The organism is Streptomyces sp. NPDC020958, assembly GCF_055562175.1.
This window is the reverse complement of the sequence record NZ_JBVHFU010000002.1, coordinates 223097-246489: the sequence shown is the minus strand read 5'-3', so window position 1 is coordinate 246489 and position 23393 is coordinate 223097. Positions and strand designations below refer to the sequence as shown.

The 23393-nt window shown below is 71.4% G+C and carries 16 protein-coding genes and 1 pseudogene; 12 read left to right on the top strand and 5 right to left on the bottom strand.

Annotated elements, in window-relative coordinates; all coding sequences use genetic code 11:
- Positions 1–315 precede the first annotated feature (315 nt).
- From ACZ3KP_RS06965 to serA, 5 genes are all read left to right on the top strand, one after another.
- Positions 316–3318: a putative bifunctional diguanylate cyclase/phosphodiesterase gene (locus tag ACZ3KP_RS06965; RefSeq protein WP_467497064.1), complete on the top strand. Its 3003-nt coding sequence runs from the start codon at positions 316–318 to the stop codon at positions 3316–3318.
- Between the two features lie 254 nt (positions 3319–3572).
- On the top strand, positions 3573–5423 hold the full coding sequence (locus tag ACZ3KP_RS06960; RefSeq protein WP_467497062.1) for an acetolactate synthase large subunit: 1851 nt from the start codon (positions 3573–3575) through the stop codon (positions 5421–5423).
- Between the two features lie 20 nt (positions 5424–5443).
- On the top strand, positions 5444–5968 hold the full coding sequence (gene ilvN, locus ACZ3KP_RS06955) for an acetolactate synthase small subunit (protein WP_046726929.1): 525 nt from the start codon (positions 5444–5446) through the stop codon (positions 5966–5968).
- A 131-nt stretch (positions 5969–6099) separates the two neighbouring features.
- Entirely contained in the window at positions 6100–7098 is a 999-nt protein-coding gene (gene ilvC, locus ACZ3KP_RS06950) for a ketol-acid reductoisomerase (protein WP_358974865.1), read from the top strand.
- Positions 7099–7512: 414 nt separating this feature from the next.
- Positions 7513–9102: a phosphoglycerate dehydrogenase gene (serA, locus tag ACZ3KP_RS06945; protein ID WP_467497060.1), complete on the top strand. Its 1590-nt coding sequence runs from the start codon at positions 7513–7515 to the stop codon at positions 9100–9102.
- Between the two features lie 64 nt (positions 9103–9166).
- Here the strand turns inward: serA and ACZ3KP_RS06940 are convergent, their stop codons facing one another.
- Positions 9167–10669, bottom strand: a complete 1503-nt coding sequence (locus tag ACZ3KP_RS06940) for an MFS transporter (RefSeq protein WP_360561624.1) — start codon at positions 10667–10669, stop codon at positions 9167–9169.
- A gap of 98 nt (positions 10670–10767) precedes the next feature.
- Here ACZ3KP_RS06940 and ACZ3KP_RS06935 point away from each other — a divergent pair, with 98 nt between their 5' ends.
- Positions 10768–11343 carry a TetR/AcrR family transcriptional regulator gene (locus tag ACZ3KP_RS06935; protein WP_358974874.1) on the top strand — a complete coding sequence of 192 codons (576 nt, stop codon included), beginning with the start codon at positions 10768–10770 and terminating at the stop codon, positions 11341–11343.
- Positions 11344–11370: 27 nt separating this feature from the next.
- Here the strand turns inward: ACZ3KP_RS06935 and ACZ3KP_RS06930 are convergent, their stop codons facing one another.
- Positions 11371–12669: a PucR family transcriptional regulator gene (locus ACZ3KP_RS06930; protein ID WP_467497057.1), complete on the bottom strand. Its 1299-nt coding sequence runs from the start codon at positions 12667–12669 to the stop codon at positions 11371–11373.
- 142 nt (positions 12670–12811) lie between these two features.
- Here ACZ3KP_RS06930 and ACZ3KP_RS06925 point away from each other — a divergent pair, with 142 nt between their 5' ends.
- Together ACZ3KP_RS06925 and pruA are read left to right on the top strand one after the other, a co-directional pair.
- A complete protein-coding gene (locus ACZ3KP_RS06925; protein ID WP_467497055.1) occupies positions 12812–13738 on the top strand; it encodes a proline dehydrogenase family protein in 927 nt (308 codons plus the stop codon).
- A 59-nt stretch (positions 13739–13797) separates the two neighbouring features.
- Entirely contained in the window at positions 13798–15429 is a 1632-nt protein-coding gene (pruA, locus tag ACZ3KP_RS06920; protein WP_467497053.1) for an L-glutamate gamma-semialdehyde dehydrogenase, read from the top strand.
- Positions 15430–15438: 9 nt separating this feature from the next.
- On the opposite strand, the gene ACZ3KP_RS06915 is transcribed toward pruA, so the two are convergent.
- The gene (locus tag ACZ3KP_RS06915; protein ID WP_467497051.1) at positions 15439–16341 is read right to left on the bottom strand and encodes a helix-turn-helix transcriptional regulator; all 903 of its coding nucleotides are present in this window, start codon (positions 16339–16341) and stop codon (positions 15439–15441) included.
- Between the two features lie 95 nt (positions 16342–16436).
- On the opposite strand from ACZ3KP_RS06915, the gene ACZ3KP_RS06910 reads away from it, so the two are divergent.
- Positions 16437–17132 carry an SDR family NAD(P)-dependent oxidoreductase gene (locus ACZ3KP_RS06910; RefSeq protein WP_467497049.1) on the top strand — a complete coding sequence of 232 codons (696 nt, stop codon included), beginning with the start codon at positions 16437–16439 and terminating at the stop codon, positions 17130–17132.
- 264 nt (positions 17133–17396) lie between these two features.
- Positions 17397–17528 (top strand): hypothetical protein, encoded by a 132-nt coding sequence (locus ACZ3KP_RS06905; protein ID WP_132889751.1) that lies wholly within the window; start codon positions 17397–17399, stop codon positions 17526–17528.
- 78 nt (positions 17529–17606) lie between these two features.
- On the opposite strand, the gene ACZ3KP_RS06900 is transcribed toward ACZ3KP_RS06905, so the two are convergent.
- Positions 17607–19154, bottom strand: a complete 1548-nt coding sequence (locus ACZ3KP_RS06900) for a purple acid phosphatase family protein (RefSeq protein WP_467497046.1) — start codon at positions 19152–19154, stop codon at positions 17607–17609.
- A 143-nt stretch (positions 19155–19297) separates the two neighbouring features.
- Here ACZ3KP_RS06900 and ACZ3KP_RS06895 point away from each other — a divergent pair, with 143 nt between their 5' ends.
- A complete protein-coding gene (locus tag ACZ3KP_RS06895) occupies positions 19298–20350 on the top strand; it encodes a 3-isopropylmalate dehydrogenase (protein ID WP_467497044.1) in 1053 nt (350 codons plus the stop codon).
- A gap of 237 nt (positions 20351–20587) precedes the next feature.
- On the top strand, positions 20588–21676 hold the full coding sequence (locus tag ACZ3KP_RS06890) for a branched-chain amino acid aminotransferase (RefSeq protein ID WP_358974892.1): 1089 nt from the start codon (positions 20588–20590) through the stop codon (positions 21674–21676).
- A gap of 111 nt (positions 21677–21787) precedes the next feature.
- Here the strand turns inward: ACZ3KP_RS06890 and ACZ3KP_RS06885 are convergent.
- Positions 21788–23306 (bottom strand): annotated as a pseudogene (locus ACZ3KP_RS06885) (cytosine permease).
- Positions 23307–23393 lie beyond the last annotated feature (87 nt).

Sequence of the window (23393 nt, the reverse complement as noted above, 5' to 3'; positions counted from 1 at the left end):
AGAGAAGCTATGTCCCTGAGTGACGAGACTGGTGTATCGTCCCGACAGGGGCTGCGCCGTGAGCCGTTCGGCGCCGGGGACGGACATGTCAGATTTGTGAGGGGGGCGACGGGCGATGCACGGCCTATGGACGAACGATCCGACGCGGCGGAGCCGCCGGCGGCGACCCTGGCGCACAGCTGCGCGCAGACGCGGCCACCACATCAGCCACCACACCAGCCATCACCAGCACACGAACAGCGCACGCGGGCGGCACCCCCGTCCAGCGCACCGGGACCCGAGGCACCCGGGAGCGGCGCGGGCCGGGAGGATCCGGTGACAGCGCCGACGTCTGTGACGACCGCTCTCCCCGGAGCGCTGCGGGCACAGCCTCCGGCAGGGATGACGCAGCCCCGTCCGCCGGCCGCCGGCGGCCGCACCGGCATGGTCCGCCAACTCGTCCTGGCCCTGATCTGCGCGGGTTACGCCGTCGGCGCCGCGTTCGACTGGGGCTCGAACCAGCTCGCCCTGTTCATGGGCGACTTCGGTCTGACCGCGGCCGCCGGCACCGCCGCCGTGTCGTGCTTCGTCTACGCCCGCTCCCCGCGGGTCCGCTTTCGATCCGCCTGGCTGCTGTTCTCCCTCTCCTCGGCGATGGCGGCCCTGGGCAACGCGGTCTGGGGATGGTACGAGGTCGTGCTCCAGCGGCCGGTGCCCAGCCCCAGCTACGCCGACCTGTTCTTCCTGTGCTTCGCGCCGCCCGCCATCGTGGGCCTGCTGGTGCTGGCCAAGCGGCCCGTGACCAAGGCCGGCTGGATCTGCCTGGGCCTGGACGCCTGGCTGATCGGCGGTTCGCTGCTCACCCTGTCCTGGAGCCTCGCGCTCGCCCAGGCCGCCCGGTTCGACGGGCCCAGCGTCGCGCACACCGCGCTCTCGCTGGCGTACCCGCTGCTGGACATCGTCCTGGTCAGCATGGTGCTCGCGCTGCACTTCCGGCGTTCGCCCGGCAACCGCACCGCGGTGAACACCGCGATCGGCGCGCTCGCCCTGACCGTGATGTGCGACGCCCTGTTCACCTCGCCGCTCCTGCACAGCAGTTACCGCTCGGGTCAGCTGCTGGACGCGGGCTGGTTCGCCGGGTCGCTGCTGCTGGCGTACGCCCCCTGGGCCGCGCCCCGGGCCCAGGGCGCCCAGGAGCCCGAAGGGCACACGCGCGTCGTCCACGAGCACGTGCCCGGCGGGCGGGCCCCGGCGCCCAGGCAGCCGTCCGCGCCCGCCCCGGGAGGGGATCACAGCCGCTACCCGGCCGGCCGCCCGATCACCGGCTCCCTGGCCGCGCTCACCCCGTACCTGGCCGCCGGCGTGTGCACCCTGGGCATCCTCTACAACGTCCTCGACGGCCGCAGCCCGGACCACGTGGTCCTGATCACCGCCGGCTGCGTGGTCCTCGCGCTCGTCGTGCGCCAGGGCATCATGCTGCTCGACAACATCACCCTCACCCAGGAACTGGCCCAGCAGGAGAACCACTTCCGCTCCCTGGTGCAGGGCTCCAGCGACGTCATCATGATCGCCGCGCCCAACGGCATCCTCCGGTACGTCTCCCCGGCCGCCGCCGGGGTCTACGGACGGCCCGCCGAGGACCTGGTGGGTTCGGAACTGGCCAGCCTCATCCACCCGGAGGACCTCGGCTGCGTGGTGCACGAGGTGCGCCGCTTCCTCGCCGCCAGGCCGCAGGAGGAACCGACCACCCGGATCGAGTGCCGTTTCCGGTCCGGCGAGGGCGGCTGGCTCAATGTCGAGTCCACCGTCAACCGGCACCACGGCGGCCTCATCTTCAACAGCCGGGACGTCACCGAGAGAGTGCGGCTGCAGGCCCAGCTCCAGCACAACGCCGAGCACGACCCGCTCACCGACCTGCCCAACCGCGCCCTGTTCACCCGGCGTGTCCAGCAGGCGCTGTCCGGCCGCCGCTCCTCGGACCGGGGCCCCGCCCTCAGGAACACGGCGGTGCTCTTCATCGACCTGGACGGGTTCAAGGCCGTCAACGACACGATCGGGCACCAGGCCGGGGACGAACTGCTCGTCCAGGCCGCGCGCAGACTCCAGGACGCGGTCCGCCAGGGCGACACCGCCTCCCGGCTGGGCGGCGACGAGTTCGCGGCGCTGATCGTCGGGGACGGCACCCGTGACCGCAGTGCCCGGGAGCGGCACATCCTGGAGCTCGCCGACCGCCTCAGGGTGACCCTCTCCCAGCCGTACCTGATTGACGGCAACGATGTCCGTGTCAACGCGTCCATCGGCGTCGCCTTCGCCGAACCGGGCCTCGGAGCGGGCGAGTTGCTGCGCAACGCCGACCTGGCGATGTACCGCGCCAAGTCGGCCGGGAAGGGCCGCGTCGAGCTGTACAAGCCCCAGATGCAGCAGGACGTCGTACGCAAGGCGGAGCTGGCCACCCGGCTGCGGGCCGCGCTGCACGACGGCGAGTTCGCGCTGCTGCACCAGCCCGTGGTGTGCCTGGAGAACGGCCGGATCGAATCGGTCTCCGCGCAGGCGCGCTGGCGCTCCTCGCAGGGGGTGCTGTTCACGCCCGCCGAGTTCCTCAGGGCGGCCGAGGACAGCGACAAGACCGCCGAACTGGACCGGTGGATCTTCCAACAGGCGGTCGAACAGGCCGCCGAGCGGGCCGCTGGCGGGCTGGTGGTGCCGGTCGCCGTGCGCCTGAGCGCCCGGCGGCTGCTCGACCGGTCCTCGCCGCTCGGCTCCGTCGAGGCCCTGCTCACCCGGCACGGGCTGCCCTCCGGGTCGCTGGTCCTGGAACTGTCCGACACCGACCCCAGGATCCCGCTGGACGAGCTGGAGCGGCGGCTGACCGCGCTCAGCAGGCACGGCGTCCGGATCGCGCTGGACGGCTTCGGCAGCGGCTACGCGGCGATCACGGCGCTCCGGAAGCTCCCCGTCGACGTGCTCAAACTCGACCGCGGTCTGGTCGAGGGGATCGTCGAGTCGCCCCGGCTGCACAAGATCACCAGCGGGTTGCTGCGGATCGCCGGCGACCTGGGCCTCCAGTCCGTCGCCGAGGGCGTGGACCTGCCCGAACAGGTCACCGCGCTGCGCGCGATGGGCTGCACCCACGGCATGGGGATGGCCTTCTCCGGCCCGGTGGACGAGTACCGGCTGCGCCGGGCGCTCGGCTCCGGCCACTACCCGGTCCCGCACGCACCGGCCGAGCCGGCCTTCGCAGGGGGCGGCGCGGGGGTGTACACCAGTGGTGTGCCCGCGGTGCTCGGAGGCGGAAATGCCCTTCGCTCACATAATGAGACTCCCGTCCCACCCACTTGACACGTGGTGCGCGTCAGAGGGAGGGTCAGTCCCATGCGCACCCGAATTCTCGTACTTGGACAGCGCGTCGGCTGAGCTGGGACCCACCGGAGACGGCTCCGGAAACCCCAGCGACCACACCGGCGCGCTCCCCTCGCTTGCCTTTTGGCACGAGGGGTTTTTTGTTGCACCAGCACCACTCGTACAGCATGCGTACGGCAGCAGAATCCCGTACGAACCTCGCAAAAACCCTCAGCATCGAGAAGAGAATGCCGATGACCGAGCAGAGCGCCGCGGCCCACCATCCGCAGCCGCGGCCCCGTTCCGGAGGACAGCAGTCCGCCCCCGTCGAGCACGTCACGGGTGCGAAGTCCCTCATCCGCTCCCTCGAGGAGGTCGGCGCTGACACGGTATTCGGCATCCCCGGCGGCGCGATCCTGCCCGCCTACGACCCGCTGATGGACTCCACCCGGGTGCGCCACGTCCTGTGCCGGCACGAGCAGGGCGCCGGTCACGCCGCCACCGGCTACGCGCAGGCCACCGGCAAGGTCGGCGTCTGCATGGCGACCAGCGGCCCGGGTGCCACCAACCTGGTGACGCCTATCGCGGACGCGCACATGGACTCGGTGCCGCTCGTGGCGATCACCGGGCAGGTCGCGTCCTCCTCGATCGGCACGGACGCCTTCCAGGAGGCGGACATCGTCGGCATCACCATGCCGATCACCAAGCACAACTTCCTGGTCACCAAGGCCGAGGACATCCCGCGGACCATCGCCCAGGCGTTCCACATCGCCTCGACCGGCCGTCCCGGCCCGGTCCTGGTCGACATCGCCAAGGACGCCCTCCAGGCGAAGACCACCTTCTCCTGGCCGCCGGTCATGGACCTGCCCGGCTACCGCCCGGTGACCAAGCCGCACGCCAAGCAGATCCGCGAGGCCGCCAAGCTGATCACCTCCGCGAAGCGGCCCGTCCTCTACGTCGGCGGCGGCGTCATCAAGGCGCGCGCCACCGCCGAGCTGAAGGTCCTCGCCGAACTCACCGGAGCGCCCGTCACCACCACCCTGATGGCGCTCGGCGCATTCCCCGACAGCCACCCGCTGCACGTGGGAATGCCGGGCATGCACGGTGCGGTCACCGCCGTCACCGCGCTGCAGAAGGCCGACCTGATCGTCGCCCTCGGAGCCCGCTTCGACGACCGTGTCACCGGCAAGCTGGACAGCTTCGCCCCGTACGCGAAGATCGTCCACGCCGACATCGACCCCGCGGAGATCGGCAAGAACCGCGCCGCCGACGTGCCGATCGTCGGGGACGCCCGCGAGGTCATCGCCGACCTGATCCAGGCCGTGCAGAAGGAGCACAGCGAGGGCCACCAGGGCGACTACACCGCCTGGTGGAAGGACCTCTCCCGGTGGCGCGACACCTACCCGCTCGGCTACGACCAGCCGGACAACGGCTCGCTCTCCCCGCAGCAGGTCATCGAGCGGATCGGGCAGCTCGCCCCGGAGGGCACGATCTTCGCGGCGGGCGTCGGCCAGCACCAGATGTGGGCCGCGCACTTCATCCGGTACGAGAAGCCCGCCACCTGGCTGAACTCCGGCGGCGCCGGAACCATGGGCTACGCGGTCCCGGCCGCCATGGGCGCCAAGGCCGGCGCGCCCGGCAACACCGTCTGGGCGGTCGACGGCGACGGCTGCTTCCAGATGACCAACCAGGAGCTCACCACCTGCGCCCTGAACAACATCCCGATCAAGGTCGCCATCATCAACAACGGCGCCCTCGGGATGGTCCGCCAGTGGCAGACCCTCTTCTACAACCAGCGGTACTCCAACACGGTGCTGCACTCCGGGCCGGACGACGTCAACCCGGACGCGCGCGGCACCCGTGTCCCCGACTTCGTCAAGCTGTCGGAGGCCATGGGCTGCCACGCCATTCGCTGCGAGTCCCCGGACGACCTCGACAAGGTCATCGAAGAGGCGAACTCCATCAACGACCGCCCCGTCGTCGTCGACTTCATCGTCCACGAGGACGCCATGGTGTGGCCGATGGTCGCCGCCGGCACCTCCAACGACGAGATCCTGGCCGCCCGGGACGTCCGCCCCGACTTCGGCGACAACGAAGACGACTGAGCGAGAGAGACGCAGAAAACATGTCCAAGCACACGCTCTCCGTCCTGGTGGAGAACAAGCCGGGCATCCTGGCCCGGATCGCGGCCCTCTTCTCCCGCCGGGGCTTCAACATCGACTCGCTCGCCGTCGGGGTCACCGAGCACGCCGACATCTCCCGCATCACGATCGTGGTGAGCGTCGAGGCCCTGCCGCTCGAACAGGTCACCAAGCAGCTCAACAAGCTCGTCGAGGTGCTGAAGATCGTCGAACTGGAGCCGGGTTCGGCCGTTCAGCGGGAACTCGTTCTGGTGAAGGTGCGCGCCGACAACGAGACGCGCTCCCAGATCGTGGAGATCGTCCAGCTGTTCCGTGCCAAGACCGTCGACGTCTCCCCGGAGGCCGTCACCATCGAGGCCACCGGAAGCAGCGAGAAGCTGACCGCCATGCTCAAGATGCTGGAGCCGTTCGGCATCAAGGAACTGGTCCAGTCCGGCACCATCGCGATCGGCCGCGGCGCCCGGTCGATCACGGACCGCTCGCTGCGCGCCCTCGACCGTTCTGCGTAAGGCTTGAACCCTGGCTTGACACGGGCGGCCGACGGCCGTCGGCCGCCCGTATGCCGAGACCCCGAGACTTCCCTTCCCCCCGCCGTCATACGGTGGGACGCAACATCTGCACACCAAGGAGAGAACCCAAAGTGGCCGAGCTGTTCTACGACGCTGACGCCGACCTGTCCATCATCCAGGGCCGCAAGGTCGCGGTCATCGGCTACGGCAGCCAGGGCCACGCCCACGCGCTGTCGCTGCGCGACTCCGGTGTTGACGTCCGTGTCGGTCTGCACGAGGGCTCCCAGTCCAAGGCGAAGGCCGAGGAGCAGGGCCTGCGCGTGGTGACCCCGTCCGAGGCTGCCGCCGAGGCCGACGTCATCATGATCCTGGTGCCGGACCCGATCCAGGCCAAGGTCTACGAGGAGTCGATCGCCCCCAACCTGAACGACGGCGACGCCCTGTTCTTCGGTCACGGCCTGAACATCCGCTTCGGCTTCATCAAGCCCCCGGCCGGCGTCGACGTCTGCATGGTCGCCCCTAAGGGCCCGGGCCACCTGGTGCGCCGCCAGTACGAGGAGGGCCGCGGCGTCCCCTGCATCGTGGCCGTCGAGCAGGACGCCACCGGCAACGGCTTCGCGCTGGCCCTGTCGTACGCCAAGGGCATCGGCGGCACCCGCGCCGGCGTCATCAAGACGACCTTCACCGAGGAGACCGAGACCGACCTCTTCGGCGAGCAGGCCGTTCTCTGCGGTGGCACCTCCGCCCTGGTCAAGGCCGGTTTCGAGACCTTGGTCGAGGCCGGCTACCAGCCGGAGATCGCCTACTTCGAGTGCCTGCACGAGCTGAAGCTCATCGTCGACCTGATGTACGAGGGCGGCCTGGAGAAGATGCGCTGGTCGGTCTCCGAGACCGCCGAGTGGGGCGACTACGTCACCGGCCCGCGGATCATCACCGACGCCACCAAGGCCGAGATGAAGAAGGTCCTCGCGGAGATCCAGGACGGCACCTTCGCCAACAACTGGATGGAGGAGTACCACGGCGGTCTGAAGAAGTACAACGAGTACAAGACCGCGGACTCCGAGCACCTGCTGGAGACCACCGGCAAGCAGCTGCGCAAGCTGATGAGCTGGGTGAACGAGGAGGCGTAAGCCTCAGCGACGGGGCCGGAGCGCACTGCTCCGGCCCCGTTGTCCACCCCGTCGAATCTCGGACGGGTGATCCTTCCGCAGAGGCGCAGGACGACCACCGCCACGCCACTACACTGCCGTACTACATACGCGTCAGGCCCACAGCGTCGTGCGTCTCCGCGGCTTAGCGACACCGAGGAATGTGCGGCACAGCCCCACGCCGCCCGGCACGCACTCTCGCCGCACCGGTCAAAGGCCCTGGTAGCTCCGCTACGAGGACCTTCGCCCGGCACACCGAGAGCACGCACCGGCTGTGACACACAGCCGCTGCCGCGGCGGGCGCGGGACCGCACCGCACATTCCTCGGCGCCGCTCCCCCCTCCACCGCCTGCGGCCGTCGGGACGGCCGTCCGCATTGGACCTGTGAGGACTCACGTGAGCTCGAAACCTGTCGTACTCATCGCTGAAGAGCTGTCGCCCGCCACTGTCGACGCGCTGGGCCCGGACTTCGAGATCCGGCACGCCAACGGAGCAGACCGAGCCGAACTGCTCCCCGCCATCGCCGACGTGGACGCGATCCTGATCCGCTCCGCCACCAAGGTCGACGCCGAGGCCATCGCCGCGGCGAAGAAGCTCAAGGTCGTCGCGCGAGCCGGCGTCGGCCTGGACAACGTGGACGTCTCCGCCGCCACCAAGGCCGGCGTGATGGTCGTGAACGCTCCGACCTCCAACATCGTGACCGCCGCCGAGCTGGCCTGCGGTCTGCTGATCTCCACCGCGCGGCACATCCCGCAGGCGAACTCCGCGCTGAAGAACGGCGAGTGGAAGCGCAGCAAGTACACCGGCGTCGAGCTCGCCGAGAAGACCCTCGGCGTGGTCGGCCTCGGCCGGATCGGCGCCCTGGTCGCGCAGCGGATGTCCGCGTTCGGCATGAAGGTCGTCGCCTACGACCCCTACATCCAGCCCGCGCGCGCCGCCCAGATGGGCGTCAAGGTGCTCTCCCTCGACGAGCTGCTCGAGGTCGCCGACTTCATCACCGTGCACCTCCCGAAGACCCCAGAGACGGTCGGTCTGATCGGCGACGAGGCGCTGCGCAAGGTCAAGCCGTCCGTGCGCATCGTCAACGCCGCCCGTGGTGGCATCGTCGACGAGGAGGCGCTGTACGCGGCGCTCAAGGAGGGCCGGGTCGCCGGCGCCGGCCTCGACGTGTACGCGAAGGAGCCGTGCACCGACTCCCCGCTCTTCGAGCTGGACCAGGTCGTCTGCACCCCGCACCTCGGCGCCTCCACCGACGAGGCCCAGGAGAAGGCCGGTATCGCGGTCGCCAAGTCCGTCCGCCTCGCGCTCGCCGGCGAGCTGGTCCCGGACGCGGTGAACGTCCAGGGCGGTGTCATCGCCGAGGACGTCAAGCCGGGCCTGCCCCTCGCCGAGCGCCTCGGCCGCATCTTCACCGCGCTCGCGGGCGAGGTCGCGGTCCGCCTCGACGTCGAGGTCTACGGCGAGATCACCCAGCACGACGTGAAGGTGCTGGAGCTGTCCGCGCTCAAGGGTGTCTTCGAGGACGTCGTCGACGAGACCGTCTCCTACGTCAACGCGCCGCTGTTCGCCCAGGAGCGGGGCGTCGAGGTCCGCCTCACCACCAGCTCCGAGGCCAGCGACCACCGCAACGTGGTGACCGTGCGCGGCACCCTCTCCGACGGCGAGGAGGTGTCGGTGTCCGGCACGCTGGCCGGCCCCAAGCACATCCAGAAGATCGTCGCGGTCGGCGACTACGACGTCGACCTCGCCGTCGCCGACCACCTGCTGGTCCTGCGCTACGAGGACCGGCCGGGCGTCGTCGGCACCGTCGGCCGCATCCTCGGCGAGGCGGGCATCAACATCGCCGGCATGCAGGTGGCCCGCGCGGCGGTGGGCGGCGAGGCGCTGGCCGTCCTCACCGTGGACGACACGGTCGCCCCGGCCGTGCTGGCCGAGGTCGAGACGGAGATCGGCGCCACGTCGGCCCGCTCCGTCAACCTGGTCTAGCGACAACGCCACGAACGCCGGGTGGACCGACGGAAGTCGGCCCACCCGGCGTTCGCGCGTCCGCCTAGTCGCCGGCGTCGCGCAGCGTCACCCCCGCTCCCACCGCGGCCGCCACCAGCAGCACCGCCCCCGCGATCGCCGCCCCCTGCATCCCGCTGGTGAACGCCTCCCTCGCGGTGGCCAGCAGGGACTCACCGGCCCGGCCGGGCAACCCCGCCGCCGTGGCGAGCGCGCCGCTCAGCGTCTCGCGGGCGCCCGACGGAGCCGTGGCCGGCATCTCGTGGCGGTAGACGGCGGTGCCTATCGACCCGAGCACGGCCATGCCGAGCGCCCCGCCGAACTCCGCGCTGGTCTCCAGCAGGGCGGAGGCCGTGCCCGCCCGTTCCACCGGCGCCCCGCCCATCGCCAGGTCGGTCAGCTGGGACATGATCGCCACCATCCCGCAGGCGAGCACCCCGGCCCCGGTCAGCACCAGCCACAGCGAGTCGGTGCCGAGGAGGGCGAGCAGGACGAACCCGGCGGCCATCGCCGCGAAGCCGCCCGCGACGACGTATCCGCGGTCCACGCCCCGCTGCACCAGGTGTGCGGTGAGGGGACCCGCGACCCCGATGAACACCGAGGGCACCAGGCTCCACAGCGCGGCCGCGAGCGGGCTCATCCCGAGGACCGACTGCAGGTACTGCGTGGTGAAGATCGCCGAGCCCATCATGGCGAGTGAGGCGACGAGGTTCAGGACCAGCGCCGGGGTGAAGCCGCGGCCCCTGAGCAGCGCGGGCGGGATCAGCGGGGAGCCGGTGGTGCGCTGGCGGTGGACGAAGAGGGCCGCGAAGCCCAGGCCGACGGTGACCGAGACGACGTACAGCGGGTGCCAGCCCTCGGAGGGGATCTCCTTGACGCCGTAGATCACGGGGAGCACGGCGGCCATCGAGAGCGGGACGCTCAGCCAGTCGAAGCGGCCGGGGGAGGGGTTCCTCGACTCCGGGAGCAGGACCGGGCCGAGGAGCAGGAGCAGGGCCATCGCCGGGAGGTTGACCAGGAAGACCGAGCCCCACCAGAAGTGCTCCACGAGGATGCCGCTCATCACCGAGCCGAGCGCGATCCCGCCCGTCATCACCCCGGACCACAGGCCGATCGCCTTCGCGCGCTGACCGGGGTCGGTGAACATGGTGCGCAGCAGGGCCATCGTCGACGGCATCAGGGTCGCGCCGCCGACGCCGAGGACCGCGCGGGCGGCGATGAGGGTGCCGGCGCTGTCGGCGTAGGCCGCGAGCAGCGAGGCGCCGCCGAAGGCCGCGGCGCCGCACAGCAGCAGGCGCCGGCGGCCGATGCGGTCGCCGAGCGCGCCCATCGTCATCAGCAGGCCGGCCAGGACGAAGCCGTAGATGTCCAGGATCCACAGCTGCTGGGTGCCGCTCGGCCTGAGGTCGGCGCCGATCGCCGGGAGTGCGAAGTAGAGGACCGAGACGTCCATCGAGACCAGCAGCAGCGGCAGCATCAGCACGCCGAGCGCGGTCCATTCGCGGCGCCCCGCACGTGCGGGGGCGGTCGTGCTCTTCGGGTTCGTCATGCCACCGAATGTACGAGTGTATTAAACGCGTGTCTAGAACGCTTGTATAAGTCATGCGTCTAGGACGTCCGTATGGATCCGGGGGTAGGCTGGTCCGCATGGGACACCGTGAGGATCTGCTGGACGGCGCCAAGCGCTGCCTGCTCGAGAAGGGGTTCGCGCGGACGACGGCGCGCGACATCGTCAGGGAGTCGGGGACCAACCTCGCCTCGATCGGCTACCACTACGGCTCCAAGGACGCGCTGCTCGCCCAGGCCTACATCGCGCTGGTGGAGGAGATGTCCTTCGAGGGCGACGACACCGGCCTCACCGGCGCGCCCGGCTCGCTGGAACGGTTCCGCGAGGTCTGGTCGAACATCGTCGCCACCATGCGTGAGCCCGGCACGATGTGGCGGCTCAGCGTGGAGGTCGTGGCGATGGGCGACCAGCTGCCGGAGGTGCGCGAGCAGCTGGCGCGCGCCCAGCGCGAGGGCGGCCGGGGGCTGACCTCGCTGTTGATGGGCGTGCCGGAGGACGAGGTCTCCGACGAGACCGCCGACACCCTGGGCCGCTTCTACATGACCCTGATGTCCGGCCTGATCTCCCAGTGGACCTTCGACCCGAAGACCGCGCCCGACGGCGACACCCTCACCGAGGGCCTGCGCCAGATCATCGAGGCCGCGGGCCGGACCTGACCACCGGCCCCCGAGCGGTCCGGCCGGCTACAGCCGGGCCCCCTTCAGGGCCATGTGCAGCAGCAGTCGGTCCTCGCCGTCGTCCAGGTCGAGGCCGGTGAGCTGTTCGACGCGGGACAGGCGGTAGTAGAGGGTCTGCCGGTGGATGCCGAGGGCCGCGGCCGTGCGGCCCGCCTGGCCCGCGCAGTCCAGGTAGACCTCGGCGGTCCTGGCCAGTTCGCGGTGGGCCGCGGTGAGCAGCGGGGCCACCACCGGGTCGCGGGACGCCTCCGGCGGCAGCGCGGTCAGCAGCCGGTAGGGGCCTATGCGCGCCCACTGCGCCACCGGTCCGAACCGGGGTTCCGCCAGCGCGGCGCGGGCGGCCGCCGCGGCCTCCTGCCAGACCGCGCCCAGCTCGGCCAGCCCGGTCCTGGCCTCGCCCACCCCCGCGACCGACGCCACCGCCGGGCCCGCGGCGAACCCCGCCGCCACGGCCGCCGCCGTCCGGGCCCCGGCCCCGCGGGCCGCCGCCGAACCGGCCTGCCGGGCCTCCTCGGCCTCCCTGAGCAGCCGGGCCGCCGCCGCCAGGGCGGGTGCGGCCACCTGGGTGCTGCGCAGCCGGACCAGTACCACGAGGCTGTGCGCCGTCGCCCCCCACGGCAGCGTGCACAGCGCGGTCGCGTGCGGGACCGTGCGCGGGGACGGGGCGTCGTCCGGGTCGGCGGACGGCCAGGGGGCGACACAGACCAGCGTGTGCGGGCCGTCGCCGCGTGTCCCCAGGGCCGTGCGCAGCTCGGCCACCGCCATGTCCTGCTGCCAGCCGCGCTCCGCGACCAGCACCGCCCGCAGCTCCCGGCTCAGCCCCGCCCCGGCCTGCGCCTCGTCCGCGAGCAGCGCGCCGATCCGCCCGGCCACCCCCATGGCCGCGGCCAGTTGGGCGTCCGTCGGGCCGGGATCGCCGTCCAGCAGCCAGACGTAGCCGAGGACGACACCCCGGTGGCGTACCGGCAGGCAGATCCTTCCCCGGTACACCCCCGCCTCCGGGGTCGGCGGGATCCGGACCGGGCCGGTCGCCCGGGTGATGCCGAAACCCTCGAACCAGGCGCGGACCGCCGCCGTGGACCGCCGGGTCAGGATCGAACGGGTGCGGACCGGGTCCAGCGCGGACGGATCCAGGTCGCCCTCGCTGTCGTACGCCCCGAAGGCGATCAGCTCGAAGTCGCGGTTCTCCAGGGTCGCGGGGACACCCAGCAGCTCCGAGATCTCGTCGACCAGCTCCTGGTAGTCACCCTTGGATTCCGACGTCACCCGGGCATTCTCCCGCAATCCGCGGTCCCCTTCATACATCTGTCTGAGATCTCCGGCGCGGATGCGTGACAGCTGTCGATGGCCGACGATCAAAGAGATCCCTACCTTTCACGGTGGTTCCCCTTGCCGTGTCCACATCGTCGGATCGCGGCTTTTCCGGCATGTGTTGTGGAGGTGCCCCGTGCTGGGTCCCGTGATTCTCGCCGCGTCGCGCAGCGACCGGATGCGTCGCCTGATCTCGGCGGCCCCGGTGACGAAGCAGGTCGTCGACCGCTTCATCCCCGGTGAGACGGTCGGTGACATCGTCCCGGTCATCGAAGAGCTCACGGGCCGCGGCCTGGAGCTGACGATGGACGTCGTCGGCGAGGACATCACCAGCCCCGAGCAGGCCGCCGCCGCCCGGGACGCGTACCTGGCGCTCGTCGAGCACCTGCGCACGCTGGGCCAAGGCGAGCGCGTCGAGATGTCGGTCAAGCTGTCCATGTTCGGCCAGGCGCTGCCCGGCGGCCACGAGCTGGCCCTCGCGAACGTCCGGCCCGTCGTCGAGGCCGCCGCCGCCATCGGTACGACCGTCACCCTCGACGCCGAGGACCACACCACCCTCGACTCGATGTTCGCCATCCACGAGGAGCTGCGGAAGGACTTCCCGGGGACCGGCTGCGTCATCCAGGCCTACCTCTTCCGCACCGAGGCCGACGCCCGCCGCCTCGCCGCCGCGGGCAGCCGGGTCCGCCTGGTCAAGGGGGCCTACAAGGAGCCCGCCGAGGTCGCCCACCAGCAGAAGAGCGAGATCGACAAGGCGTACGTGCGGGTCCTGCGCATCCTGATGGAGGGCCAGGGGTACCCGATGGTCGGCTCCCACGACCCGCGCCTGATCTCCATAGCCCAGGAACTCGCCCGGCGCGCCGGACGCAAGCCGGACGAGTACGAGTTCCAGATGCTGTACGGCATCCGCAGCGACGAACACCTCCGGCTCGCCGCCGAAGGCCACCGGATGCGCGTCTACACCGCCTACGGCACCGACTGGTACGGCTACTTCATGCGCAGGCTCGCGGAGAAGCCGGCGAACCTGCGGTTCTTCCTGCGCTCGATGGTCAGCAAGGGCTGAGACCCACCCCCGCTCGACAAGCCTCAACACCCGCTCACGTACAAGGAGTTACGGAACCCATGGACGCTGTGACCCAGGTCCCCGCCCCCGTCAACGAGCCGGTGCACGGCTATGCCCCCGGCTCGGCCGAGCGCACCCGCCTGGAGGCGAAGCTCAAGGAGCTCGCCGAGAACCCGATCGAGCTGCCGATGACGATCGGCGGCGAGAAGCGGCTCGGCGGCGGCGAGCCCTTCCAGGTGGTGCAGCCGCACAACCACAAGTCCGTCATCGGCACCGGCCGCCACGCCACCCGGCAGGACGCCCAGGACGCCGTCGACGCCGCCCTCGCCGCCGCGCCCGCCTGGCGCGCGATGTCCTTCGACGACCGCGCCGCGATCATCCTGCGCGCCGCCGAACTGCTCTCCGGCCCCTGGCGCGAGACCCTCGCCGCCTCCACCATGCTCGGCCAGTCCAAGACCGCCCAGCAGGCCGAGATCGACACGCCCTGCGAGCTGATCGACTTCTGGCGGTTCAACGTCCACTACGCCCGCCAGATCCTGGCCGAGCAGCCGCCGGCCAACTCCCCGGGCGTCTGGAACCGCATGGACCACCGCCCCCTGGAGGGCTTCGTCTACGCGATCACGCCGTTCAACTTCACCGCCATCGCGGGCAACCTGCCGACGGCCCCCGCCCTCATGGGCAACGTCGTCGTCTGGAAGCCGTCGCCGACCCAGACCCACGCGGCCGTCCTGCTGATGCGGCTGCTGGAGGAGGCCGGTCTGCCCAAGGGCGTCATCAACCTGGTCACCGGTGACGGCATCGAGGTCTCCGAGGTCGCCCTGAACCACCGGGACCTGGCCGGCATCCACTTCACCGGCTCCACCAAGACCTTCCAGTACCTGTGGAAGACGGTCGGCGCCAACATCGAGAAGTACCGCACCTATCCGCGCCTGGTGGGCGAGACCGGCGGCAAGGACTTCCTCGTCGCCCACCCGAGCGCCGACCGGGCCGTCCTCAAGACCGCCCTGACCCGCGGTGCCTTCGAGTACCAGGGCCAGAAGTGCTCCGCCACCTCCCGCGCCTACATTCCGGCGTCCATCTGGAACTCCGGTTTCCGCGAGGAGTTCGCCGCCGAGGTCGACTACCTGACCATGGGTGACGTCACCGACCTGTCGAACTTCATCGGCGCCGTGATCGACGAGCGTGCCTTCGCCAAGAACAAGGCCGCGATCGACCGCGCGAAGACCGACCCGTCCTGCGAGATCGTGGCGGGCGGCTCCTACGACGACTCGGTCGGCTGGTTCGTCCGCCCGACGGTCGTCGTCTGCGACGACCCGGAGAACGAGGTGTTCCGCACCGAGTACTTCGGCCCGTTCCTCGCCGTGCACGTCTACGAGGACGACAAGTACGACGAGATGCTGACCCAGATGGAGTCGGTGTCGGACTACGCGCTGACGGGTTCGGTCATCGCCAACGACCGCGCGGCCGCCGCGTACACGATGGAGAAGCTCCGCTACGCGGCGGGCAACTTCTACATCAACGACAAGTCGACCGGTGCCGTCGTCGGCCAGCAGCCCTTCGGTGGCGGCCGGGCCTCCGGCACCAACGACAAGGCCGGTGCCCCGCAGAACCTGCTGCGCTGGACCCTGACCCGGGCGATCAAGGAGACCCTGGTCCCGCCGACCGACTACACGTACCCGCACATGGGCTGACCCCCGCCGTCACTCCACCCGAGCACGGGGCGGGAAGCCTGACCCACGAGCAGGCTTCCCGCCCCGTTCCCACGGCCGGAACAGGGCCCACAGCCCGGCCTGGTCCGAGCTGCCCGGCGCCGCCGACAGGATCACGATCTTCAGTTCCGAATCGCCGTCCGTGAGGACGTCGCAGTCCACCTCCACCGGCCCGACCTCCGGATGCTCGACCGTCTTGCGGTCCTCGCGGTGGGCGGCCACCGTGCCGTTCGCCCAGAGCCTGGCGAACCGCTCGTTGCCCTGGGCCAGTTCGTGGATCAGGCCGGCCAGCCGGGCGTCGTGCGGGAAGCGGCCGGTGGCCCGGCGCAGGTCCGACACGATCGCGAGGTCGGAGTCGTCGCCGTTCGCCACCCGCACCGGCCACGCCGAGAGCCGGGCCGCCTCGCCGCCCACCGGGAACCGCTCGCGGGCGAGGTTGCGCAGCTCGGGCGGGATGTCCGACGGGTCGCCGAGCAGCGCGGCCCAGGCGGGGTTCCAGCACAGCAGCTGCCAGTGCGCGGTGAACACGGCGACCGCCACGTCGCCGAGCCGGTTCAGCACGCGGTGCACGCCCGGCGGGAGCCGGTCGGGGATCGGGCCGTCGTCCGGGGGCAGCAGCCCCGCCATGCGGTAGAGGTGCTCACGCTCGGTGCGGGTCAGCCGCAGGGCGCGGGCGAGGGCGGCGACCACCTGTCCGGAGGGCGCCGTGGCCCGGCCCTGCTCCAGGCGGACCACGTAGTCGACGGACACCCCCGCGCGTTCGGCGAGTTCCTCGCGGCGCAGTCCCGGCGCGCGCCGGGCGCGGCCGACCGGCAGTCCCAGGTCCGACGGTGACAGCCGCTCCCGCCAGGCTCGGATGGTGGTCCCCAGGTCGGTCGTCGTTTTCCCGGTCATGTCCGCCATCCTGCCTCCTCGGCGATCCTGGTACCGCCGTTCCTACGGTCCGGGCGTCCCTGGCACCGCCTCCGGGCGCCGCGCAGGATCGGACCATGACCATCACCTTCATCACCGGAGCCAACAAGGGGCTCGGCCGGGAGACCGCCCGCCGTCTCGTCGAGCTCGGCCACACCGTGCTCGTCGGCGCCCGTGACCCGGAGCAGGGCGCCGCCGCGGCGGACGCGCTCGGCGCGCGGTTCGTGCGGATCGACGTCACCGACGACGCCTCGGTAGCCGCCGCGGCCGCCGACGTGGCCGCCCACGAGGGCAGGATCGACGTCCTCGTCAACAACGCCGGTGTCGCCGAACCGGGCGCCGACCCGGCCGAACTCACCGCCGCCGACGGCCTCGCCGTCTTCGACGTCAACCTCTTCGGCGTCATCCGCACGACCACCGCGTTCCTGCCGCTGCTGCGCGAATCGGCGGACCCGGTCGTGGTCAACGTCAGCAGCGGACTGGGGTCGGTCGCCGTCACCCACGAGCCGGACCGCGTCGAGTCCACCGTCGTGGCACCGCTGTACACCTCCTCCAAGGCGGCCCTGGTCATGCTCACCACCCAGTACGCCAAGGCCTTCAAGGACATCCGCGTCAACGCCGTCGACCCCGGCTACACGGCGACCGACCTCAACGCGCACAGCGGCCCGCAGACCGTCACCGAGGGCACCGACGCGATCGTCCGACTCGCCACCGAACCGGCTGGCTCCGGCACCGGCCGGTTCATCGACCGGCACGGCCCGGTCCCCTGGTAGCCGCCGCGCGGTTCGCCGAAAGGCCCGGTCAGGGCCGGACCGCCGACCCCGCCGTCTCAGATAGTAGGAAGTCCGAGTAATTGTGCAGACAGAAGCGGGCCGCTCCCTTACTTTTGTAGGAGCCGAACGTCTCGCTCGATCAAGCGAATGGCGGTCGTGAGCCGGGCCCCGTGCAGGCAACCCCTGCGGCCTTCGCTCCCCGCCCCTTCCGGCGTCTCGTAACCCCCCTGCCGTACTCCACGTATGCCGAAGGAGTCGATTCCCATGGCCGAGACGACCGTCCGCCGCCGAGTCCGCCACGTGTCCCGCACGAGCGACTCCGAGCGCAAGAACGCGGCCGCCGCCCTCCAGCGCGCCCTCGACCGCCGTGACAACGGCGGCGAGACCGGCCACTGACCGGCGGCGGTCCTCTGATCGGGAGCCGCACCCGCACGGGGTACGGCGTGGCCCGGACCGCCGCGCCGTACTCCGGGATCAGCCGCCGCGCCGTATCTCGAAGTGGTCGATCCGGGCCCCGTCGTGGGCCAGCGCCGACACCTTCAGCCGCGGGCCGGCACCCGTCTCCGCCTCGACCTTGAGGAAGGAGAAGCCGGTGTACCGCACCCGCGACCACTCCACCGTCTCGGCCGCGTTGTGCTGCCCCTCGGTCCAGTGGAAGCTGTCCACCGCGTCGTGCCGGGTGACGTGCCCCTCGTAGCTGTCCTTCACCCCGGAGGGGAACGCGTACAGGGCCCGCCCGCCGCCGCCCGCCGTGACGTGCACGATTCCGTCCCGGGTCGGATCGGTCGAGCCGCCGACCGGGACCGCGCGGCCGACCCGGCCGTCCCGCACCGCGTCGGTGCGCTCGTAGACGTGGTTGTGCCCGTTGATCACCAGGTCCACCTGGTACCGGTCGAACAGCGGCAGCCAGGCCGCCCGCACGCCGCCGTCGGAGGCGTGCGAGGACGTCGAGTACGCGCAGTGGTGGAAGAAGACCACGACGAAGTCCACGTCCCCGGCCGCCCGCAGCTCCTTGAGCTTCCGCTCCAGCCACGCCGTCTGCCGGCCGCCGCTGTAACCGAGGTTGGCGGGTATCTCGTACGACACGTCGTTCGCGTCCAGCGCCACGAAGCCGACGTTGCCGTAGGTGAACGCGTACACGCCCGGTGCCCCGCGCGGGTCGAAGCCGTTGTCCGGGAGGGCGAAGCGGGCGTACTGCCCGCCGTAGCCGTCGGGGGAGTACCAGGCCTCCATGTCGTGGTTGCCGGTCGTCACCATCCACGGCACCGACCGCGCCACCGGGTCGTTCTGCTTCAGGAACCGGTCCCACTCGCGGGCGTCGTAGCCGTCCGAGGTCTTCCCGGCGCCGTTGCCGTCGGCGTAGCAGATGTCACCCGCGTGGAGGTGGAAGGCCGGGTCCTGCCGCAGCAGCGCGTGGTCGCTCGCCCGGCCGGCCTGACTGACGCCCTGGTCGCCGAAGGCCGTGAACACGAACCGCTCCGGGCTCGCGGGCGCGGTGCGGAAGGAGGCGACGGCGGAGCGGTGGGCCGGGGCGGCCGGGTCCCGGCCCTCGTGGCCGACGCCGTAGTAATAGGTGGTGCCGGGGGCGAGGCCGTCCACCGCCGCGTGCAGGTAGTACTGCTCGACCACCGGGCGCACGCCCGGCACGCCCGGCGTGTGCAGATGCCGTACCTCCGCGTCGACGCGCCGGGCCAGGTCGTCGGGCCGGGTCCCGATCCGGACGAACGGCTTGCGGACGGGGGAGGGCACCTGCCAGGAGACTCGCATCTGCCGTCCCGGGTCGGCACCGAAGGCGAGGTGGCGGCCGAACGGCGGGACGTCCGCACCCCGGACCGCCGAGGTGGCCGGCGCCGGCCTCACCGACCTCCCCGAGCAGCCGGCCAGCAGACCGCCGCCCGCCACCGCGCCCGCCGTCACCAGGGTGCGGCGGCTCACCAGCCGGGTGCGCAGATACTCGTACTGCTCGGCCATGCTCATCCGGGCCGCGAGGCGCGGCGGAATACCGAAGTCGGGGACGTCCATGCCGCAAAGATGCCCAGCACACGTCAACAACCGCCATACATACGGGTGAACGCCGGGCGACGGGATGAGCGGTACCCCCCATCGGGTGTCCGCATGACGGACGGTGCGTGTCATCCCATGGGACGAGGAGTAGGGTGCTGTGCATGTCGGCAAGCTCTCGCATCCTCAATCTCGCAGTGATCCCCGGTGACGGCATCGGGCAGGAAGTCGTGGCCGAAGGCCTCAAGGTCCTCTCCGCCGTCCTCCCGCAGGATGTGAAGCTGGAGACCAAGGAGTACGACTTCGGCGCCCGGCGCTACCACGCCACCGGTGAGACCCTCACCGACGCCGACCTCGACGCGCTGAAGCAGCACGACGCCATCCTGCTGGGCGCGATCGGCGACCCGAGCGTCCCGTCCGGCGTCCTGGAGCGCGGCTTCCTGCTGAAGCTCCGCTTCGCCTTCGACCACCACGTCAACCTGCGTCCGTCGAAGCTCCTCCCCGGTGTCGCCACCCCGCTGGCCGGCGAGCCCGAGATCGACTTCGTCGTGGTCCGCGAGGGCACCGAGGGCCCGTACACCGGCAACGGCGGCACCATCCGCAAGGGCACCGAGCACGAGGTCGCCACCGAGGTGTCCGTCAACACCGCCTACGGTGTCGAGCGGGTCGTCCGGGACGCCTTCGCCCGTGCCCAGGCCCGCCCCCGCAAGAAGCTCACGCTGGTCCACAAGAACAACGTGCTGACCTTCGCGGGGCACCTGTGGACGAACATCTTCAACAAGGTGGCCGAGGAGTTCCCCGAGGTCACCACGGACTACATCCACGTCGACGCGGCCACCATCTACCTGGTCACCGACCCGGCCCGGTTCGACGTGATCGTCACCGACAACCTCTTCGGCGACATCATCACCGACCTCGCCGCGGCCGTCTCCGGCGGCATCGGCGTCGCGGCGAGCGGCAACATCAACCCCTCCCGCGAGTTCCCCTCGATGTTCGAGCCGGTCCACGGTTCCGCGCCCGACATCGCCGGCCAGGGCAAGGCGGACCCCACCGCCACGGTCCTGTCCGTCGCCCTGCTGCTGCGCCACCTCGGCTACGAGGCCGAGGCCGCCCGCGTCGAGGAGGCGGTCACCGCCGACCTCACCGAACGCCAGGGCAAGCCCGCCCGCTCCACCTCGGAGATCGGCGACGCGCTGGCCGTACGAGTAGCCGGCTGACCCGCCGGGCTTCTCCCTCCGTCAAGAAGCCGCCGGGTCGCACACGCACCCGGCGGCTTCCCCGTGCCTGCCACCGGGTGCCACCATCAACCCCGGGTCCGCTTTCACCCCGATTCCTTCCGCCCAGGCCCCCGCGCGATAATCGAACGCGGAGCCGCGGTATGAGGGAATGCTCGGACGTCCTACGACAAGGGTGTGAGCGCGGCCACTACTACAACCGGTGAAGGACTACCACTCATGACGACGCCCACGATCGAGCTCAAGCCGTCCGCGCACCCCACCGCCGCCGCCGAGCGCGAGGCGATCCTCGCCCACCCCGGATTCGGCCGCCACTTCACCGACCACATGGTGACGATCAAGTGGACCGAGGGCCGCGGTTGGCACGACGGCCAGCTCGTCCCGTACGCGCCGATCCCGCTCGACCCGGCCACCAACGTCCTGCACTACGCCCAGGAGATCTTCGAGGGGCTGAAGGCCTACCGCCGCCCCGACGGCTCGGTGGCCACCTTCCGGCCCGACCAGAACGCCAAGCGCTTCCAGCGCTCCGCCCGCCGCCTCGCCATGCCCGAGCTGCCGGTGGAGACCTTCATCGAGGCCTGTGACGTCCTGGTCCAGCAGGACCGGGACTGGGTCCCGGCGCACGGCGGCGAGGAGTCCCTCTACCTGCGCCCCTTCATGATCGCCACCGAGGTCGGCCTGGGCGTCAAGCCGGCCAACGAGTATCTCTTCCTGGTCATCGCCTCGCCGGCCGGCGCCTACTTCCCCGGTGGCGTCAAGCCGGTCTCCATCTGGGCCTCCGAGGACCGGGTCCGCGCCGTCCCCGGCGGCATGGGCGACGCCAAGACCGGCGGCAACTACGCGGCCAGCCTGCTCGCCCAGGCCGAGGCCGCCGCCCAGGGCTGCGACCAGGTCTGCTACCTCGACGCGGTCGAGCACAAGTGGGTCGAGGAACTCGGCGGCATGAACCTGTACTTCGTGTACGGCAACAAGATCGTCACCCCCACCCTGTCCGGGTCCATCCTGGAGGGCGTCACCCGCGACAGCCTGCTGACCGTCGCCCGCGACCTCGGCTACGAGTCCGAGGAGGCCCGGGTCTCCATCGACCAGTGGCAGCGCGACTCGGAGAACGGCACCCTCACCGAGGTCTTCGCCTGCGGCACGGCCGCCGTGATCACCCCGGTCGGCACGGTCAAGCGGACCGGCGCCGAGTGGCAGCAGTCGGGCGGCGAGCCCGGCGAGGTCACCCTCAGGCTCCGCGAGGCGCTCCTGGACATCCAGCGCGGCACGGCGGAGGACAAGCACGGCTGGATGCACCAGCTCGGCTGATGCCACTGCTCGGCCCTCTCACGGTCCCCGCCTCCCGGTCGGAGCGTGGTGACCCGTGGTCCGCCGGCGCGTCGAGGTACCCCCTCGGCTGGTGAGGGCGGGCCGTCGGCCTCAGACGCGGGACGGGGTGGAGTGCGGTGCCGAGCGGCCTTCGCCCTCGGAATCCGGACGGGACGGGGAGGGCCGGCCCGCGCTCAGCAGCAGGTACACCAGCCCGCCCACCGTCCCCGACAGCAGGAAGCCGCAGTCCACCCCGCCCGTCAGGGAGCAACGGGCCCTCGTACGACGGCAGGGAGACCGCGAGCAGGCCGACGCCCGCTCCCAGCGCCCAGGACAGCGTCGCCCGGACGTTCCAGCCCGCCCGGTACCAGTAGGCGCCGCCCCGTGAGCGGCGGTTGAAGACCTGGAGGGCGTCCGCGTCGTACACGCCCCGGCAGCGGGCGAAGCCGATGAGGGTGATGACCGCCCAGGGGGTGCCGACGGCGGTGAGCAGGAGGACGAAGGAGGTCATCGCGGACTGGGCGTTCCAGGCGATGGGGGTCCCCCCGGGCGCGAGCGAAGCCGAGCGTTCGGGGGAGGCCGGCGAAGACGCAGGCCGTGGCGACGACGGCGACCGTGTACGTGGCGCGGGCACGGGACGCCCGGGGGAGGATCGCGTCGAGGTCGAGGCCCATGGAGTAGAGCATGAGGCCCGCGTTGCCGACCGAGCCCGCGGAGGCGGAGAGCAGGAGCGGGACGAGGTACCAGGCGGGGGAGGCCGACACCGGCGGGCCCGCGTAGTCCGCCGCCGCCCGTGCCGCGTACGCGGTGAACGTGCCGAAGAGCTGCGGCACCAGCAGGCCCAGGATCAGGCCCAGCCAGGTCGCGTGCAGGACCCGGCGGGAGGTGTGGCGGGCCGGGGAGATGTAGCGGGTGTGGTCGCCGAGGAGGGTGATGAAGGCGACCGGTCCGGACAGGCCCGCCGCCAGGCACCAGGTCGGCCGGAAGCCGCCCAGCAGGTAGCCGCCTGCCCCCGGCAGCGCGGAGGTGGTGAAGTGCGGGGCGTAGGCGAGGATCCCGAGGAGCAGCAGGGCCGTCATGCCGACGGCCAGGACCTTGGACATGGCGAGCAGCACCCGGTAGCCGTAGACCGCGCCCGCCACCGTCGCCGCCGCGAGCACCGTGTAGACCACGGCGTACGCCACCCCGTCCGCGGGCAGCCCGAACAGCCGGTCCAGCACGCCGACCATCACGTCGCCGCCGATCCACACGGAAAGCGCGGTGTGGCCGAGGGCCGGCAGGAGGCCCACCGCCGAGCCGACCAGCCGCCCGCGCACCCCGAACTGGGCGCCCGAGGAGGTCGAGAGGTTGGTCGCGGTGCGCAGCGAGACCGGCGCCAGCGGGGCCGTGAACACCGTGCCGATCAGCGTGCCCGCCACGATCGCGCTCACCGACGCCCACCGGCCGAGCCCGAAGGACGGCGGCGGCCAGTCGAAGATGATCACGCCGAGGCAGAGGTTGGAGCCGAGCAGGATCGAGACCAGGTCCTTCGGGCCGCTGGTGCTCCCCCACGCTCTCAACTGCGTTCGAGCGCGGGAGGTACCTCCATCCCGTCCGGGATCGTGTCGACTGCGCGCTGTTCCATCGGCATGGCTGGTCTCCTTCGACGGCCGCCACAAGTTAGAGCGACGTTCAATGTGGTTGACCTGGCAGGCGATGCCAATGGTTCCCTTCTTGT